This window comes from Amaricoccus sp. (assembly GCF_036846665.1).
Lineage (GTDB): Bacteria > Pseudomonadota > Alphaproteobacteria > Rhodobacterales > Rhodobacteraceae > Amaricoccus.
Map to the genome: position 1 here is coordinate 1 of NZ_DAIUBO010000089.1, position 14,601 is coordinate 14,601.

15 protein-coding genes and 1 tRNA gene are annotated in these 14,601 nt (G+C 68.7%); 11 read left to right on the forward strand and 5 right to left on the reverse strand.

The genetic code is table 11. The features are described 5' to 3' along the window. From V7050_RS10385 to V7050_RS10425, 9 genes are all read left to right on the forward strand, one after another. A partial coding sequence (locus V7050_RS10385; protein ID WP_324374748.1) for a hypothetical protein occupies positions 1 to 1,686 on the forward strand: 1,686 nt, incomplete at its 5' end. A gap of 70 nt (positions 1,687 to 1,756) precedes the next feature. Beyond that, positions 1,757 to 1,990 carry a hypothetical protein gene (locus V7050_RS10390; RefSeq protein WP_324364725.1) on the forward strand — a complete coding sequence of 78 codons (234 nt, stop codon included), beginning with the start codon at positions 1,757 to 1,759 and terminating at the stop codon, positions 1,988 to 1,990. 26 nt (positions 1,991 to 2,016) lie between these two features. Next, positions 2,017 to 2,826: a hypothetical protein gene (locus V7050_RS10395; RefSeq protein WP_324364723.1), complete on the forward strand. Its 810-nt coding sequence runs from the start codon at positions 2,017 to 2,019 to the stop codon at positions 2,824 to 2,826. A 45-nt stretch (positions 2,827 to 2,871) separates the two neighbouring features. Then, on the forward strand, positions 2,872 to 3,672 hold the full coding sequence (locus V7050_RS10400; RefSeq protein ID WP_324364721.1) for a glycoside hydrolase family 108 protein: 801 nt from the start codon (positions 2,872 to 2,874) through the stop codon (positions 3,670 to 3,672). A gap of 1 nt (position 3,673) precedes the next feature. Continuing rightward, on the forward strand, positions 3,674 to 3,877 hold the full coding sequence (locus V7050_RS10405; RefSeq protein ID WP_324364719.1) for a hypothetical protein: 204 nt from the start codon (positions 3,674 to 3,676) through the stop codon (positions 3,875 to 3,877). After that, entirely contained in the window at positions 3,874 to 4,272 is a 399-nt protein-coding gene (locus V7050_RS10410; RefSeq protein ID WP_324364717.1) for a hypothetical protein, read from the forward strand. Before V7050_RS10405 ends, V7050_RS10410 begins: the two co-directional genes overlap by 4 nt. A gap of 87 nt (positions 4,273 to 4,359) precedes the next feature. Further along, positions 4,360 to 4,590: a hypothetical protein gene (locus V7050_RS10415; RefSeq protein ID WP_324364715.1), complete on the forward strand. Its 231-nt coding sequence runs from the start codon at positions 4,360 to 4,362 to the stop codon at positions 4,588 to 4,590. A 20-nt stretch (positions 4,591 to 4,610) separates the two neighbouring features. Next, positions 4,611 to 5,777, forward strand: coding sequence for a tyrosine-type recombinase/integrase (locus V7050_RS10420; protein ID WP_324364713.1), 1,167 nt, complete (start codon positions 4,611 to 4,613; stop codon positions 5,775 to 5,777). A gap of 110 nt (positions 5,778 to 5,887) precedes the next feature. Further along, positions 5,888 to 5,973 (forward strand) — tRNA-Tyr (locus tag V7050_RS10425). Between the two features lie 180 nt (positions 5,974 to 6,153). Here the strand turns inward: V7050_RS10425 and V7050_RS10430 are convergent. Next, positions 6,154 to 7,110, reverse strand: a complete 957-nt coding sequence (locus V7050_RS10430) for an asparaginase (RefSeq protein WP_324364711.1) — start codon at positions 7,108 to 7,110, stop codon at positions 6,154 to 6,156. A gap of 134 nt (positions 7,111 to 7,244) precedes the next feature. On the opposite strand from V7050_RS10430, the gene V7050_RS10435 reads away from it, so the two are divergent. Then, positions 7,245 to 8,597, forward strand: coding sequence for an aspartate ammonia-lyase (locus V7050_RS10435; protein WP_324364709.1), 1,353 nt, complete (start codon positions 7,245 to 7,247; stop codon positions 8,595 to 8,597). A 473-nt stretch (positions 8,598 to 9,070) separates the two neighbouring features. Beyond that, complete coding sequence (locus V7050_RS10440) at positions 9,071 to 9,775, forward strand: GntR family transcriptional regulator (RefSeq protein ID WP_324364707.1); 705 nt, start codon at positions 9,071 to 9,073, stop codon at positions 9,773 to 9,775. A gap of 158 nt (positions 9,776 to 9,933) precedes the next feature. Here V7050_RS10440 and V7050_RS10445 read toward each other — a convergent pair whose 3' ends face one another. The 4 genes from V7050_RS10445 to V7050_RS10460 form a co-directional block, all read right to left on the reverse strand. Next, complete coding sequence (locus V7050_RS10445; RefSeq protein WP_324364705.1) at positions 9,934 to 10,977, reverse strand: Ldh family oxidoreductase; 1,044 nt, start codon at positions 10,975 to 10,977, stop codon at positions 9,934 to 9,936. 131 nt (positions 10,978 to 11,108) lie between these two features. Then, positions 11,109 to 12,071 carry a dihydrodipicolinate synthase family protein gene (locus tag V7050_RS10450; protein ID WP_324364703.1) on the reverse strand — a complete coding sequence of 321 codons (963 nt, stop codon included), beginning with the start codon at positions 12,069 to 12,071 and terminating at the stop codon, positions 11,109 to 11,111. 244 nt (positions 12,072 to 12,315) lie between these two features. After that, complete coding sequence (locus V7050_RS10455; protein ID WP_324374751.1) at positions 12,316 to 13,299, reverse strand: extracellular solute-binding protein; 984 nt, start codon at positions 13,297 to 13,299, stop codon at positions 12,316 to 12,318. 69 nt (positions 13,300 to 13,368) lie between these two features. Continuing rightward, positions 13,369 to 14,601, reverse strand: a 1,233-nt coding sequence (locus V7050_RS10460) for an ABC transporter permease (protein WP_324410516.1), incomplete at its 5' end; no start/stop codon positions are given.

Consider the following 14,601-nt stretch of genomic DNA (forward strand, 5'->3'; position numbering starts at 1 on the left):
TATGCCCTCCACTCCGGCTCGATCAGCATCTCGGAGGACGGAGGGGCGACCTGGGCGCAGCATGTCGGATCGCCGGCGGCGCCGATCGGGTTCGCCGTGACCGGCGAGGGGTTCTACGTCGCGACCGCGACGTCGGTCAGCTACAGCCAGGATCTCACCTCTTGGCGCGAGCTCGCGGTGCAGGGAGAGACGAATCTCCCGATCGAGGACTTCGTCAACGGCAGCTTCGAAGCCGGCCTTTCCGACTGGGTAACGATCTCCGGCGACAGCCCGCGCGACGGTTTCGTCGAGCACGTCATCCCCACCGATGGCGTGAGCTACCTGCGTCGCGACTGGATCTACTTCACCTCGGGGGCCTTCGAGGTCGCCCAGAACGTCACCCTGACGCCGGCCGAGAGGGCCGCGATCGCCGGCGGAACCCTCTCCTTCTCTGGCGACGTCTTCGGTGACGGCGGGACAGCAAAGCTGCGGCTCGAGTGCCTCATTCCTGGCCTGCCGTATTTCCGCCCCGGCGACCGGCAGCCTGCCGCGAAGCAGGATAGCGACCTTCTCAGCCTGCTCACGATCGGCGGAACCGAGAGCCTCCCGGATAATGTCGACACCGCCAAGATTTCAATGAACCACACGATCCGGAAGCTCGGCTCAGTCTATGACACGGATTTTTCCTTCCGGGTCTGGCTGCGGATCGATGGCGCGTGGCGGCAGTGGACGTCCGAGCGGGTGATGCAGGAGGGGGTCTCATCCGGCGCCGCGAATATCCGCGACAAGGCTTTTCGGAAGCCGTTTTCACTGACGCTCACGAGCGCGACCCATCCCGGCACGATCTCGCTCGACATCCCGGTCGGATGGAAGTTTCCGATCAGCGACTATCCGGGCGGCGAGGCTGGCGGGTGGTCCGTCTATAACGGCACCTCGGAGACCACGGGCGCGGCGATCGGCTGGGGCAATGGCTGGGTCGTCCTTGCCTCTGCCGACCGCAACGAGCCCACCTGGGAACGGATCGCTGCCTCGGTAGGCTACGTGCCGACCAACGCGCTCCGCTGCGTCATCAAGGCGACCGGCACGCCGGCAGACGTCTACGTCGACAACTGCCGCCTCGAGGTCGTCCGGGCCGTCGAGACGATGGACGTCACCGCGATCGGAGGCGGCCGCGTCGCCGTCAGCGGGTCGCTCTACAAGCTGTCGCCGGCGGGTCTGGAGTTCGAGCGGGCCCTGAGCTTCGACGCCGCCGGCATCACGGAAGGCGGGACGGCCTGGGGTGGCGGCAAGATCTTCATCTCCGACGAGGAGGCGACCTACACCCTGCCGCAGACCGTCCTCGCCGCCTTCGACGACCCGGGTGGCACGCTCCTGCTGATGTCGGGCGGCGAAGTCTGGCAGCGCAACAACGATCCGGAATTCCCGGGCTGGACCACGCTCAGCATGGTCGGCGCGGCCGACATGATCCGGGCCGGCGGCGGATGGGTCGCGATCGGCACCACGGGTGAGGGCTTCGTGAAATCCTCGGGCGATCTGGCGACCTGGACCACGGCCTCGTCGAAGAGCCACGGCAACACCAGGCTGGCGCCGTCGGGCATGAAGCTCCTCGCCTACAATCCGGGCGCGCCGCGGCTCTTCTGGTTCGACGGCGCCTGGCACGTCGCCGGCGATCTCAAAGGCGGAATCATCGACATTTCCGCCGGATAATGCCGCCACTCGAAGAGGCGGGGCCCGATATCCAGGGCATAGACCTGTGCCTTGGAGCCCGAGCCGCATCATGCCCATGACCGAAGCCGAGCGGCTGATCCGGCTCGAAGCGAGGAGCGACTACCACGATCGCGAGATCGCCGAGTTGCGCTCGATGAGCGCCGACATGTCGAAGGCTCTCAAGGCGATCGACCTGCGGCTCAAGCAGATCTTCTGGCTCGGGCTCGGCGCCTCGACGGCGATCGCTCTCGGCAACTCGGACATCGCCGGGATCGCGGCGAAGCTCCTGGCGGTAGGGCCGTAAGACTGCAGGAGGCGGTAATCCAGTAGATGGAACTGCCGATCGACATCCTCGTCATCCCCGACGCTCACTGGCGCCAATCCGACCGCCTCGACCGAGCCTACGCCCTCGGCCGCTTCATCATGAGCCGGCGCCCGCAGGCGATCGTCTGGATCGGCGACTGGTGGGACATGCCGAGCCTCGCTGCGCACAAAGCGCCGTCGCCGCTCGGCACCGGTGACCAGCCCACCAAGCGCGAAGGCCTCCGCGTCGTCGCCGACATCGAGTCGGGCTGCCAGGCGCTCGACGCTGTCCTCTCGGACCTCAACCGCTACAACGCGCGCCAGCGCCGCACCGGGCATCACGAGCGGCAGTACAAGCCGCGGATGGTCTTCCTGGCCGGGAACCACGAGGAGCGCCTCGAGCGCATCCCGAAGCTTCATCCGGCGCTTCAAGGGTTCATCGACGACCAGGCGATCGCCGATGCCGTCGCCCGGCGCGGCATCGAGTGGCATCCCTACCTCCGGCCCGTGAAGATCGCCGGCATCACCTTCGCGCATTGCTTCGAGAGCCCCGGCAACCGGAAGCCGATCCAGATTGGTTCCTGGCCCGCCAAGCTGCCCTTCTCCGCGGTCTGGGGGCACACCCACCAGTTCCACCATCGCACCGCCAGCCTCCCGTTCAGGCAGAGCATCTCCGCCCTCTGCGCCGGCACCTTCCGCTCGGCGCCGCCGCCCGACGCGCCCCACGAATGGTCGGGAGTCGTCATGCTCCACGACGCGCACGACGGCGAATACGACCTCGAGCAGATCTCCACCGACCGGCTGCTGAGGGAATTCGACGGCCGCGCCGCAGCCTGAGCACCCGGGCCCGATATCCATCCTGAGCCCTCGAAAGAGAGACAGATGGATCGGGTCAGCATCTCCCTCGCGCAGTTCCGCGCCTGCCACGCCGTCACCGCGAAGTGGGAAGGCGGCAAGGTCGACCACCCCAAGGACCCGGGCGGGCGCACCGCCTACGGCGTAACGCAGCGCGTCTACGACGCCTACCGACGCGGGCGCGGGCTGGCCACGCGCGATGTCTACAGCATCGACCAGGACGAGGTGCATGCGATCTACCTGCGCGACTACTGGGCGGCGTCCGGCGCCGGCCGGCTCGCGCCAGGATACGATCTCGTCGTCTATGACGCGTCGGTGAACAGTGGGGTAGGGCGGGGGCCTCGGTGGTTCCAGTCCGCCGTCGGCGTCGCCCCTGACGGCAAGATCGGAACGAAGACCATTGCGGCCGCCCAGGCTGCGAAGGACGGCGTCGCGGTGATCCAGCGCGCCTGCGCCGCCCGGCTGGGCTTCCTGAAGGGCCTCGGCACCTGGAGGACCTTCGGGCGCGGCTGGGCGAACCGGGTCTCTGACATCGAGGCGCGGGCGGCCAAGATGTGGCTCGCCGCCACCGGCCGGCCCGTCGCCGAGACGCTGCGGAACGAAGGGAACAAGGCCGCGGCAACCGCGAGGAAAGACGCGACGGCCGCCGCCGGCGCCGCCGGCGGTTCCGCGGCCGCCTCGACGCAGGACGCGGTCACCACGCTCCCGCTGTCGGTTCTCGCCGTCGCCGGCGTCATCGTCGCCGTGGTGATCGTCATCGCCGCGCTCCGCTCCGCCAACAACCGCAGCCGTGCCCGGGCCTATGCCCGCGCCGCCCTGGAGATCTGACATGCTGAAGGGCTATCGCACCTACGCCGTGAACGCCGCGATCGGCGTGCTCTACCTCGCCCTCGAGCTTCTCGCCGAGCTCCAGGCGGCCGGCCTGTCCGAGGTCCTGCCGGAGGCCTGGCGCAGCTACGTCGTGCTCGGATCCGTCCTGGTGAACTTCATCCTGCGGACTATCACCACCACGCCTCCGGGCAGGCGCCCGTGATCGGCACGCTGCTCCGCTGGCTCGTCGGCGGCGGCGTCGACGCGATCGCCGCGCCCCTCGAGCGTGCCTACCGGGCGCGGCTCGATGCGGCCAACGACCAGGAGCGGATCGAGGCCGACCTTCTGATCAAGCGACTCGAGGGCGCCCGGGCGATCGCCGTTATCGAGGCGCAGGACCGCGCCAGTGCGACGCGGGTCGGCCGGCTGCTGATCGTGGTGCCATACGGGGTCTGGTGGGCGTCGATCTTCGCGGTGTCGATCGCCAACCCGCTCTTCGGGCTGCGGCTCGAGATCCACGACATCCCGCCGGACATCAAGAGCATGGCGCTGGTGCTGATCCCCGCGATCCTGCTCGGCGACGTGGCGCGCGGCGGGCTGGCGATGCTGCGGCGCTGACCCGTCGAACCATCCTCGCGGCCGCCTTCGTCCGCCGGGCAGCAGACCAATCTCCGCCCTGAAGTTAACCCGTCGGAGAGAGTTCCCGTGTCTAAGATCGAGCGCATCACCCGCCCGTGCGCGGCGGCAGCCAGCAACTCGCAGGAGGCGCGGGTGGAGCGCTACGTGCGCCTCGCGCAGCGCCTGGGGCTGACCGTCCATGGCTTCGAGCTGCTCGAGGGGCGCGGGATCAGGGTGCTGACGCAGCCGCTCACCGGGGCGGCGCCCGAGGCCGCAGCCGAGGATCCAGTTGACGCGTGGCTCCGAGAGAACGGATAGATGAGGTGGGGGTGGCGGAAATGACGCGTGTCGTTCTGAAAGGGATCAAGAAGACCAGACAAAAATTGGCGGATGGCACCATCCGCGAATACCACTTCATTCGCGGCAAGAAGCTACCGGCGTTCTGGCATTCGGACATGGGGATCGCGCTCGGCTCGCCGGAGTATCTCGCGGCGTACGAGGCGGCGCTCGGCATCGAGAAGGCGGCGTTGGCAGGTAGCGGCCGCGGCACGCTCGACGGGCTGGTCCGCGACTACATGAACAGCGCGCAATGGAAGAAGCTGAGCGGCCGGACCCAGGGCGACTACAGCAAGGGCCTCATCGACGTGCAGGCCCGGTGGGGCAAGACCCCCTACCAGGTGCTGGAGAGCCCGAAGTTCCGCAACGCGGTGCTGAACTGGATCGAGAAGAACTGGATCGGCAAGAGCGCCGACCACCGGCTGACCCCGTTCAAGCGCGTGCTGAGCTGGGGGGTGAAAAACCGCCAGGTGCTGGCGCTCAACCCGCTCAACGGGGCGCCGCTTTACTACGAAGGCTCGGACCGCGACGAGATCATCTGGCACCGCGGCGAGCTCGAAGCCTTCCTCGCCGCCGCCTACCCGGCGCTGTCGCGGGCGGCGCTGCTGATGGCGGAGACCGCACTCCGGCCCGGCGATCTGGTGCGGCTCACGCGGAACCACATCGAGACTACCGAGACCGGTCAGCGGGTGATCAACCTCAAGACCAACAAGAGCAGACGCAAGACCAGGGTGATCATACCGCTGACCGCGCTGGCCGCCGAGATCATCGACTCGACCTCGACGGACCAGCTCCTGATCCTCGTGACCGCCACCGGCAAGCCGTGGGACGAGGAGCATCTGTCGAAAGAGGTTTCGGCGGTGCTGGATGGCCTCGGCCTGCGCAGCGGGAAGGGCGGCCGGCTCGGCGTCAAGGAGAAGGGGGTGCGCAAGGGCCAGCCCGAGCACCTGACGCTCTACGACCTGCGCGGCACCGCCTGCACCCGTCTGGTGCGCGCCGGCTTCGGCCTCGACATGCTGGCCGCGCACATGGGCTGGAAGCCCAGCTACGCCGCCAAGATGCTCGACATCTACCTCGCCCAGGACCCCCGCATCGCCGACGCGATGATATTGAAGTTGCAACCACCGGCGGAACCCGCTATCCCCGCCGCCGGACCGGCAGCGGGGTGAAGCGCGAACGAATTTGGCAAACGGTTTGGCAAACGCCATTTCGGACCCGCTTCGTTCTCGTTTAGCCTCGCCGACCAAACCCTTGCCGGGCAATAAGAAAGTCCACTCTCGGAGGGGTGGCAGAGCGGTCAAATGCAACGGACTGTAAATCCGTCGGGGTAACCCTACGCTGGTTCGAATCCAGCCCCCTCCACCAGCCGTCGTTCAGGAGATGGCCTGACGCTAGAGAAGCGTGCCCTGTTTGGCGAAGGGGTGGACGGGGTCGTCTGCGAACTCGATGCCCGACATGGCTCCTACGTCTCTCACTACCCGCACTAGATCGTGGGCGGTCTTGAGTTCGCGCCAGGGCCAGGGCTCTCGATGAGGCCGGCCCGCGCTATCGCTCGGGGGTGAACTCGCCACAAAGCGCGGAGACCAGAAGGTCGCGCTGCCTGCCTGGGTCTTCGCTGACCGTAAGGGCGAATAGCAGCTTGGTAAATGCAGCTTCAACCGTCATGTCGCGTCCGTCGATCACGCCGCCGTCGCGGAGGATGGAACCGGCGGCATAGGTGCCCAGCGCCATCCCGCCTTCCGGGCATTGGCTGACCGCAACGACCGGGATGCGGCGATCGGCCGCGACCTTGAGGCCTTCCGCCAGCTCCCTTTGCTCCGGGGCGGTGCCGGATCCATAGCATCGCAGGACCACCCCTTCGCAATGGCGCAACGCCAACTGAAAGACCCGGGCCGAGACCCCGGGAGCGAAGGCCAGAATGGCGACGTCGGGCGCGCCGAACGCGTGGCACCGCAGCGTCCCGCCGCCGTAGCGCGGGGCCATTTCGGTCGGCTCGGCGGCGAAGGCGTCGAAGTGGCGGGAGTGCGACTTGCGCACACGGCCGCCATGCAGGAGTTTGCCCGCGAACTGCACCCAGACACCCGCGGGCGCGCTGTGCGCCACGCTCAGAGCCTCCCGCAGGTTGTCTCGCCCGTCGCTCCCGGCAACGGTCAGCGGCAGCATCGATCCGGTCACGATCACCGGCTTTGCAAGCCCCTCGAGCGCGAAGCAGAGCGCCGCGGCGGTATAGGCAAGCGTGTCCGTGCCGTGGGTGACGACAAAGGCGTCGAAGCTTTCGTAGCCTTCCTCGATGAGGCGGACGACGCGGTTCCAGTCTTCCGGCGTGGCATTGGCGCTGTCGATCTGTGGCGTCACGGTGTGGACGGTGACCCGGCCCGACACCTCCCCGCGACGCAGCAGATCATCGATACAGCCTTCGACCACGCCGTAGCCGGGTGCGAATCCGTCGGCGGTCGCGATCATGCCGATGGTGCCTCCGGTGTGGATCAGCAGGATGGACAAGGGGGGAACCCTCCGATCGGGGCGACCGGGTCGGGTCGCGCCGCCGACGCTTTCCGCGGCGGACGCGGCCGAACCCGTTGCCAAGCAATTCTTTCACTGGCCTAGTGGTGTCGATGCATTCGGGGGGAAGCGCAATGCGAATCGAACGGGATTCTCTTGGCGAGTTCGAGGTGCCGGCGGAGGCCAAGTACGGCGTCCACTCGATGCGCGCCTACAAGAACTTCTTCATCTCCGGCGTCCCGGTTTCGGAGTTTCCCGAGCTGGTGATCGCTTTGGCCCAGGTCAAGAAGGCTGCTGCGGCCGCAAACACGAAACTGGGCGTGCTCGACGCCGAAAGAGCCCGGGCGATCCAGGACGCCTGCGACGAGATCATCGGCGGGGCCCATCACGACCAGTTCATCGTCGACATGATCCAGGGCGGCGCCGGTACGTCCAGCAACATGAATGCCAACGAGGTGATCGCCAACATCGCCCTGGCGAAGATGGGCCATGCGCTCGGGGCCTACCAGCATCTGCACCCCAACGACGACGTGAACAAGTCACAGTCCACGAACGACGTCTATCCCACGGCGCTGCGCCTCGCGATCCTGCGCAACGTCGACAGCCTCACGCTCGAGCAGCGGCGGCTGTCCGACGCGTTCGAGGCCAAGGCGGTGGAGTTCGACCACGTGCACAAGGTCGGGCGCACCCAGCTCCAGGATGCGGTGCCCATGACCCTCGGGCAGGAGTTCCGGTCGTTCGCCAACACGATCGAGGAGGACATCGAGCGGATCGGGGAGATCTCGCTCCTGCTTCGCGAGGTGAACCTCGGCGGCACGGCCATCGGCACCAGCATCAATACGCCGCCGGAATATCCCGGGATCGCGGTCGCCGAGCTCTCGCGCGTCGTCGGCCTAGAGCTGAAGCTGGCGCGCAACCTGATCGAGGCGTCGTCGGACCTGGGCGCCTTCGTGATGTTTTCCGGCGTCCTGAAGCGGGTTGCGGTGAAGCTGTCCAAGATCTGCAACGACCTGCGGCTGCTCAGCAGCGGACCACGGGCCGGTCTGGGCGAGATCGTCCTGCCTCCGGTCCAGGCCGGCTCCTCGATCATGCCCGGCAAGGTCAATCCGGTGATCCCCGAGGTGGTGAACCAGGTGGCGTTCCAGGTCATCGGCAACGACCTGACGGTGACCATGGCCGCCGAGGCCGGCCAGTTGCAGCTCAACGCCTTCGAGCCGGTCGCGATCTTCAACATCCTCCAGTCGATCCGAATGCTCAAGCGGGCCATGCGGTGTCTTACCGATCGATGCGTCGTCGGGATCGCCGCCAACGAGGCCCATTGCCGGAGCCTTCTGAACAACAGCCTCGTTCTGGCGACCGGCCTCGTGCCCATTTTGGGCTATGAGAATGCCGCGAAAATCGCCAAGCATGCCTTGGCGACCGGAAAGTCCGTTGCCGATGCCGCGGCCGAACTCGGGTACGAGGCGGGCGATATCGTCTATGACTAGGCACCCGTTCTTCGGCCAAGTTCGGTATGCCCCGTCTGCCTGGGATAGCGCGGCGGATGAGTCTTCCAGAAAGCACCGCGTCGATCGAAGCGCCTCGGGACGTCGACGCCGGCGCCGCTGAAGGGGCTGATCTTCGGGCCGACCGGCATTGCGATGTCGCCGACGCACATCGCGGACACGCCGGCGCGCGAGCTCGCGGGCGACTGCCGCAGGTCGGCGCAAGAATTTCTGCCCTTCTTTCCAAAGATCTCAAGGGGTGCCATGCGGGCGTCGATCCGTCGGGACAACCCCACGCTGGTTCGAATCCAGCCCCCTTCGCCAGGCACTTGGGCGGCGAGGCTGATGCGCTCGGCCGGTCGTTTCACACCCCCGTTCCAAAGGGGCCCGTTCGCCCCGCAACCGGTGCCGGCCGCGGTTGCGGTTGATCGGGACGGGCCGGGCAAGTATACATGGCGTCGACAAAAGGGACGCCCATGACCGGACCGGCTTCCAATCCCCTTCCGGAGCGCAGGCGCGGCTCCGGCGCGAAGATGATCTACGACCTGCTCCGCGACGAGATCCTCGATCTCGCGCTGGCGCCGGGCAGCCCCGTGGACGAGACGCAGCTCGCCCAGCGGTTCGGGACCTCGCGCACCCCGGTGCGCGAGGCGCTGGTGCGGCTGGCCGGCGAGGGCCTGATCGAGACCCTGCCCAACCGCTCGACGATGGTCGCGAACATCGACTTCCTGAACATGCAGCCGCTCTTCGACGCGATGGTGCTGATGTACCGGGTGACCAGCCGGCTGGCGGCCCTGCATCACCGGCCGGAGGATCTCGAGGCGATCCGCGCGCGGCAGGCCGCCTTCGCCGCGGCGGTCGAGGCCCAGGACGCGCTGGCCATGATCGCCGGCAATGCCGCCTTCCACGCCGCGATCGCCGAAGCGGGCCGCAACCGCTATTTCTTCGGCCTGTTCAGCCGGCTCCTGGACGAGGGCCGGCGGCTGCTGCGGCTCTATTACCGCTCCTACGGGGACCGGCTCCCGCAGGCGTTCCTGGAGGAGCACGAGGCACTGATCGCGGCGATCGCGGCGCGCGATGCCGAGGCCGCGGACCGGCTGGCGCAGGCGCATGCCGAGCAGGTCGTGCGCCAGATCGAGCGGCTCTTCACCGGGGAGGGGCGGCTGGAGATCGCGCTCTGAGGCGACCTCCGGCCGAACGGACCGGCCGGGGCATTGCGCGATCCGGCAATGGCGAGGCAATGCCTCGCACCGGTTCGTCGCCCGGAGGCGCGCGCCGCAGGGCGGGGAGGGGGGCGGGTTTCACCTCCCGCTGGTCATCCGCGCGCGGAAATGCCCGGTCACGCCACCGCGTCCAGCCCGAGGGCGAGCAGCCGGTCGAGCAGGGCGATCTCGGCGGCGGTCAGGCGGATGCCCTCGGCTTCCGACCTCGCGCGTGCGGCGAAGCGGCGCCGGGAAGGCAGGCGCGCGCCCTGGCCGGCGATCGCCTCGAAGAGCCGCTCGGCGCGGTCGAAGGGCGCGCCGGGCCGGCCCGCGGCGAAGGCCTCGGGCGAGAAGGCGAGGAGAAGCTCGCCATGCGCCGGCGAGAGCGCGGTGCTGCCGAGCTGCTCGAGCGCCTCCGCGCTGGTCAGGTCGCCGATCATGATGCCTGCGAGCAGCTCGATCATGGTCCCGATCGCCGAGCCCTTGTGGCCGCCGAAGGGCAGCATCGCCCCCGCGAGCGCCGCGGCGGGGCTGGTCGTGGGGCGACCGTCGGCATCGATCGCCCAGCCCTCGGGCAGCGGCCGGCCGGCCCGGCGGTGCAGCTCGATCTCGCCGCGGGCGGCGACCGAGGTGGCGAAGTCGAAGACATAGGGCGTCCGGCCCGGGCGCGGCCAGCCGAAGGCGAGGGGATTGGTGCCGAGCAGCGGGCGGTTGCCGCCGGTCGGGGCGACGGTGGCGTAGCTCGGGCATAGCGCCAGCGCGGCGAGCCCCATGCCGGTCAGGAGCTCGACCTCGGGCCAGAGCGCCGAGAAATGCGTGCAGTCGTTGATCACGAGCGCGGCGACGCCGAGCCTGCGCGCCCGCTCGGCCAGGGCGGGCGCGCCGAGCTCCACCGCCGGATTGGCGAAGCCGGAGCGCGCGTCGACCCGCAGGATGGCCGGCGCCTCCTGCGCGAGCAGCTCCGGCACGGCCTGCGGATCCACCTTGCCCGCCTTCACCGTGCGCAGCACGCCCTCGATGCGGTAGATGCCGTGCGACTTGCAGGCGTCGCGCTCGCCGGCGACGATGACCCGGGCCACCGCGCCGGCCTGCACCGCGTTCAGACCCGCCCCGCGCAGGATCGCCTCGACGCGCCGGCCGAGCTCGGCGGTGGTCAGGATCGTGGTCTCGCTCTCGCTCATCGGAAGTCTCTTCGGATGGTCCGCGATCCCGGGCAGGCCGCGCGGCGGCGCGGTCGTGGATCCCGTTCTCGCCGGCTGGATCGCAGCGGGCGGAACCCGCTGCGATCGCGGACGACCGGGCGCCCCCGGCGTCAGGCGGCGTATTTCTGCACGGCGCCCGGCTGCTTCGACCAATCGGCATACCATGCGTCGAAGAGCCTCAGCTGCGCCTCGACATAGCCGCGCTGGCTGTCGCTCAGCGCGTCGGTCGCGTTGAAATGCAGCCGGTACTCGGGATCGCCCTTCAGCACCATCATGTGCTTGAAGTAGAGCACGAGATCCGGCCCCTCGTCGAAGGACGACAGCACGGCGAGCGCCGCCTCGAGCTCCAGCGCCCGGCTCCGGGCCTCGATGTCGCCCTGCGCCGCCGCCCGGCAGAGCGCGACCAGATGCAGCACCTCCTTGGGCAGCACGCAGCCGATGCCGGTGATCGCGCCGGTGGCGCCGCAATTGACGAAGCCGTGGAAGACGCAGGTGTCGACGCCGATCATCAGCGAGACCTCGTCGTCGCGGCTGGTGATGTTCTCGGCGGCATAGCGCATGTCGGCCGCGCCGCCGAATTCCTTGAAACCCACGAGGTTCGGATGCTCGGCCCGGAGCGCGAAGAAGAGGTCGGCGCGGGTGGCGAAGCCGTAATAGGGGCTGTTGTAGATCACCGCCGGCAGCTCGGGCGCGGCGGCGAGGATCGCCTTGAAATGCTCCTTCTGGGCGGCGACGACGCTGCCGCGCGACAGGACTCGCGGGATGACCATCAGCCCCTTGGCGCCGACCTTCTGGGCATGGGCGGCATGGGCGGCGGCCGAGCGGGTATTGACCGCGCCGGTGCCGGCGATCACCGGCAGGCCCGCGCCGACCAGGCGCTCGACGCCCTCCATGCGCTCCGCGTCGGTGAGCAGCGGCCAGTCGCCCATCGAGCCGCAATAGACCACCGCCGACATGCCGGCGGCGATCAGCTCCTCGCCCTTCCGGACCAGGGCGTCGAAGTCGGGGCTGCGATCCTCCCTGCAGGGCGTCATCAGGGCGGGCATGCAGCCGGTGAAGATTTGCGCGCTCATGTCATGTCTCCTCGAGGATGGTCGTCTGGGGGGCGAGCCCGTGCCGCCGCGGCGAATCGGCGTTCTGGTCCGCGCCATTATGCACGTTGTATGCGATTTGTCGACAAGAAAGCCGCAGGCGGGGCCGGCGATCCGATCCCGTCTCCCGCGCCTCCCGCAAGCGTCCCCTGGGCGGGGATTTCCGCGGGCTCGCGACGGCGTGCGGCCGCGGCGGAAGCGCCGCGGCCGCCCCCGAGGTGCTGGCCTATTCGACGTCGCCGGCCTTGGGCAGCGCGGCCCATTCCGCGAGGAACGCCTCGCGCGCGGCGGCGGCTTCGGCCTCGTCGAAGGGGAAGACCTCGATGTCGGCGAGCTCGGGCAGTCCCACGAATTCCGACACGTTGATGTCGGTCCGGCTCGGGCGGCGGAAGGCGACCTGCAGCAGCTCGATCTGCGCGTCCTTCGACAGCAGCGCGTCGATGGTCTTCTTCGCGGTCTCGCCCGCGGGCGCGCCCTTGACCAGGCCGGAATAATCGGCGGTCAGGAAGGTGCCTTCCGAGGGATAGACCAGCTTCAGCTCCTCCTGGCCGCCGTCCACATAGGCGTAGCTGTTGGTCTCGAAGGTCAGGCCGACGGCGTATTCGCCCATGGCGGCCCCCTTCGGCACCGCCGAGGACGAGCCGCTGATCACCAGATTGGAGACCAGGGCCTCGAAGGTCGCCTTGTCGAGCAGATGCGCGAGCCCCCAGGCGATGGTGTAGCCGGTCGAGCTGTTGGCGGGATCGGGCATGATCACCCGGCCGTTCCAGGAGGGATCGGCGAGCTCGGCCCAGCTCGCGGGCACCTCGGCGCCGTCGAGCAGGTCGGTGTTCACCAGCATGGTCACCACATGCACGTTCGAGGGCTGGAAGAGGTCGCCCGGATAGCGCAGCGATTCCGAGACCGCCGCGAGCTCCGGCGAGCTGTAGGCCTCGAAGAAGGGCTCGTAGGCGCCGAGCGTATTGGCGGAAGAGGACCAGAAGACGTCGCCCTGGGGTGCGCCGGCCTCGGCCTCGATGCGGCGGAGCAGCACGCCGCTGCCGCCGGTGATGACGCCGAGCTCGACCTCGAGCCGGTCGCGGACGAGCGCCTGCACCGCCTCGACCGCCGGGACCGGGTTCGAGGTGTAGAGCACCGGATCCTGCGCGAGGGCCGGGGCGCCGGCGGCTCCGAGGATCAGCGCGGCGGCGCCGATGGGATGGAACTTCATGGGATGTCTCTCCTCTGCTGGGGTTGGATCAGGCGGGCGGGCGCCTGCGCGCGCCCGCCCCGGGGACCGTCATTTCGACGAGAAGACGTCGATGCCGAACAGCCGGTTGGCGAGAATGACGGGGATCAGGATCACGGCGACCAGCACCAGCCCATAGGCCGAGGCATAGGCCATGAGGCCCGAGTCGATCAGCCGGAAGATCTGGATCGGCAGCGTCTCGCGCCCGCCCGAATAGACCAGGATCGAGGCCGAGAGCTCGGCGACCGTCGTGGTCCAGGTCAGGATGGTGGCCGAGGCGACCGCGGGCAGCATGATCGGCAGCACCACGCGAAAGAAGGTCCGCACCGGCGGCGAGCCGAGGCTGATCGAGGCCTCCTCGATCGAGTTCGGGATATTGTGCAGCGTCGCCTGGGCGTTCCGCATGCCGAAGGGCATCCGGCGCACCACATAGGCCATCACGATGATCGCCGAGGTGCCGGTCAGCGGCAGCCAGCCGCCGTTGAAGGCCGCGAGCAGGCCGACGCCCAGCACCGTGCCCGAGAGGGCGAGCGGAACGGCCGAGATGTAGTCGACCCAGGTGGTCAGCACGTTGGGCTTCTTCACCACGAGGTAGCTGACCACGGCGCTGAAGGCGATCGAGATGAAGGTCGCGATACCGGCATAGAGCAGCGAATTCAGGAGCGGCCCCGGGGCGGTGACGAAGACCCGCTCGAGGTTCTCGAAGGTCCAGCTGCCCCATTGCATCACCGGCCCGCGCGCCTTGGTGAAGGCCCCGAGCGCGATGGTGACGAGCGGCAGGAGCGAGATCGCCACCACGAGCCCGGCGGGCGCCGCCACCATCAGGCCGCGCAGGCCCTCGAGCGGCACCGGGCGCGCACCCCGGCCTTGCACGATCTCGTAGCGCCCCCGGCTCACGATCCAGCGGTTGAGGAACAGGACCGACATCACGATCAGCACCGAGACGCTGGCGAGCGTGCTCTGCATGGTGATGCTGGTCGTGCCCTCCGAGACCGCCGCCTGGTAGGTGGAGACCGAGAGGAGCGGCAGCCCGTGGCTGAGGATGATCGAGATCGCGAAATTGCCCACCGTCATGGTGAAGACGAGCAGCGCCGAGGCGAGGATCGCGGGCAGGATCACCGGCAGCATCACCTTCATCCGCGCCCGGCCCGGCGGGGTGCCGAGGCTCTGCGCCGCCTCCTCGAGCTGCACGTCGAACTTGCCGATGGCGGCGACGGTGCCGATGTAGACATAGGTGTAGTAGATGAAGCTCATCGAGGTGATCAGGCCGAACCAGCCGTAGAA

Excerpts from the sequence above, each read along its gene's own strand:
- V7050_RS10390 (WP_324364725.1), top strand. The coding sequence starts at position 1,757 with ATGCCCATGACCGAAGCCGAGCGGCTGATCCGGCTCGAAGCGAGGAGC.
- V7050_RS10395 (WP_324364723.1), top strand. The coding sequence starts at position 2,017 with ATGGAACTGCCGATCGACATCCTCGTCATCCCCGACGCTCACTGGCGC.
- V7050_RS10400 (WP_324364721.1), top strand. The coding sequence starts at position 2,872 with ATGGATCGGGTCAGCATCTCCCTCGCGCAGTTCCGCGCCTGCCACGCC.
- V7050_RS10405 (WP_324364719.1), top strand. The coding sequence starts at position 3,674 with ATGCTGAAGGGCTATCGCACCTACGCCGTGAACGCCGCGATCGGCGTG.
- V7050_RS10420 (WP_324364713.1), top strand. The coding sequence starts at position 4,611 with ATGACGCGTGTCGTTCTGAAAGGGATCAAGAAGACCAGACAAAAATTG.
- V7050_RS10435 (WP_324364709.1), top strand. The coding sequence starts at position 7,245 with ATGCGAATCGAACGGGATTCTCTTGGCGAGTTCGAGGTGCCGGCGGAG.
- V7050_RS10440 (WP_324364707.1), top strand. The coding sequence starts at position 9,071 with ATGACCGGACCGGCTTCCAATCCCCTTCCGGAGCGCAGGCGCGGCTCC.
- V7050_RS10445 (WP_324364705.1), bottom strand. The coding sequence starts at position 10,977 with ATGAGCGAGAGCGAGACCACGATCCTGACCACCGCCGAGCTCGGCCGG.
- V7050_RS10450 (WP_324364703.1), bottom strand. The coding sequence starts at position 12,071 with ATGAGCGCGCAAATCTTCACCGGCTGCATGCCCGCCCTGATGACGCCC.
- V7050_RS10455 (WP_324374751.1), bottom strand. The coding sequence starts at position 13,299 with ATGAAGTTCCATCCCATCGGCGCCGCCGCGCTGATCCTCGGAGCCGCC.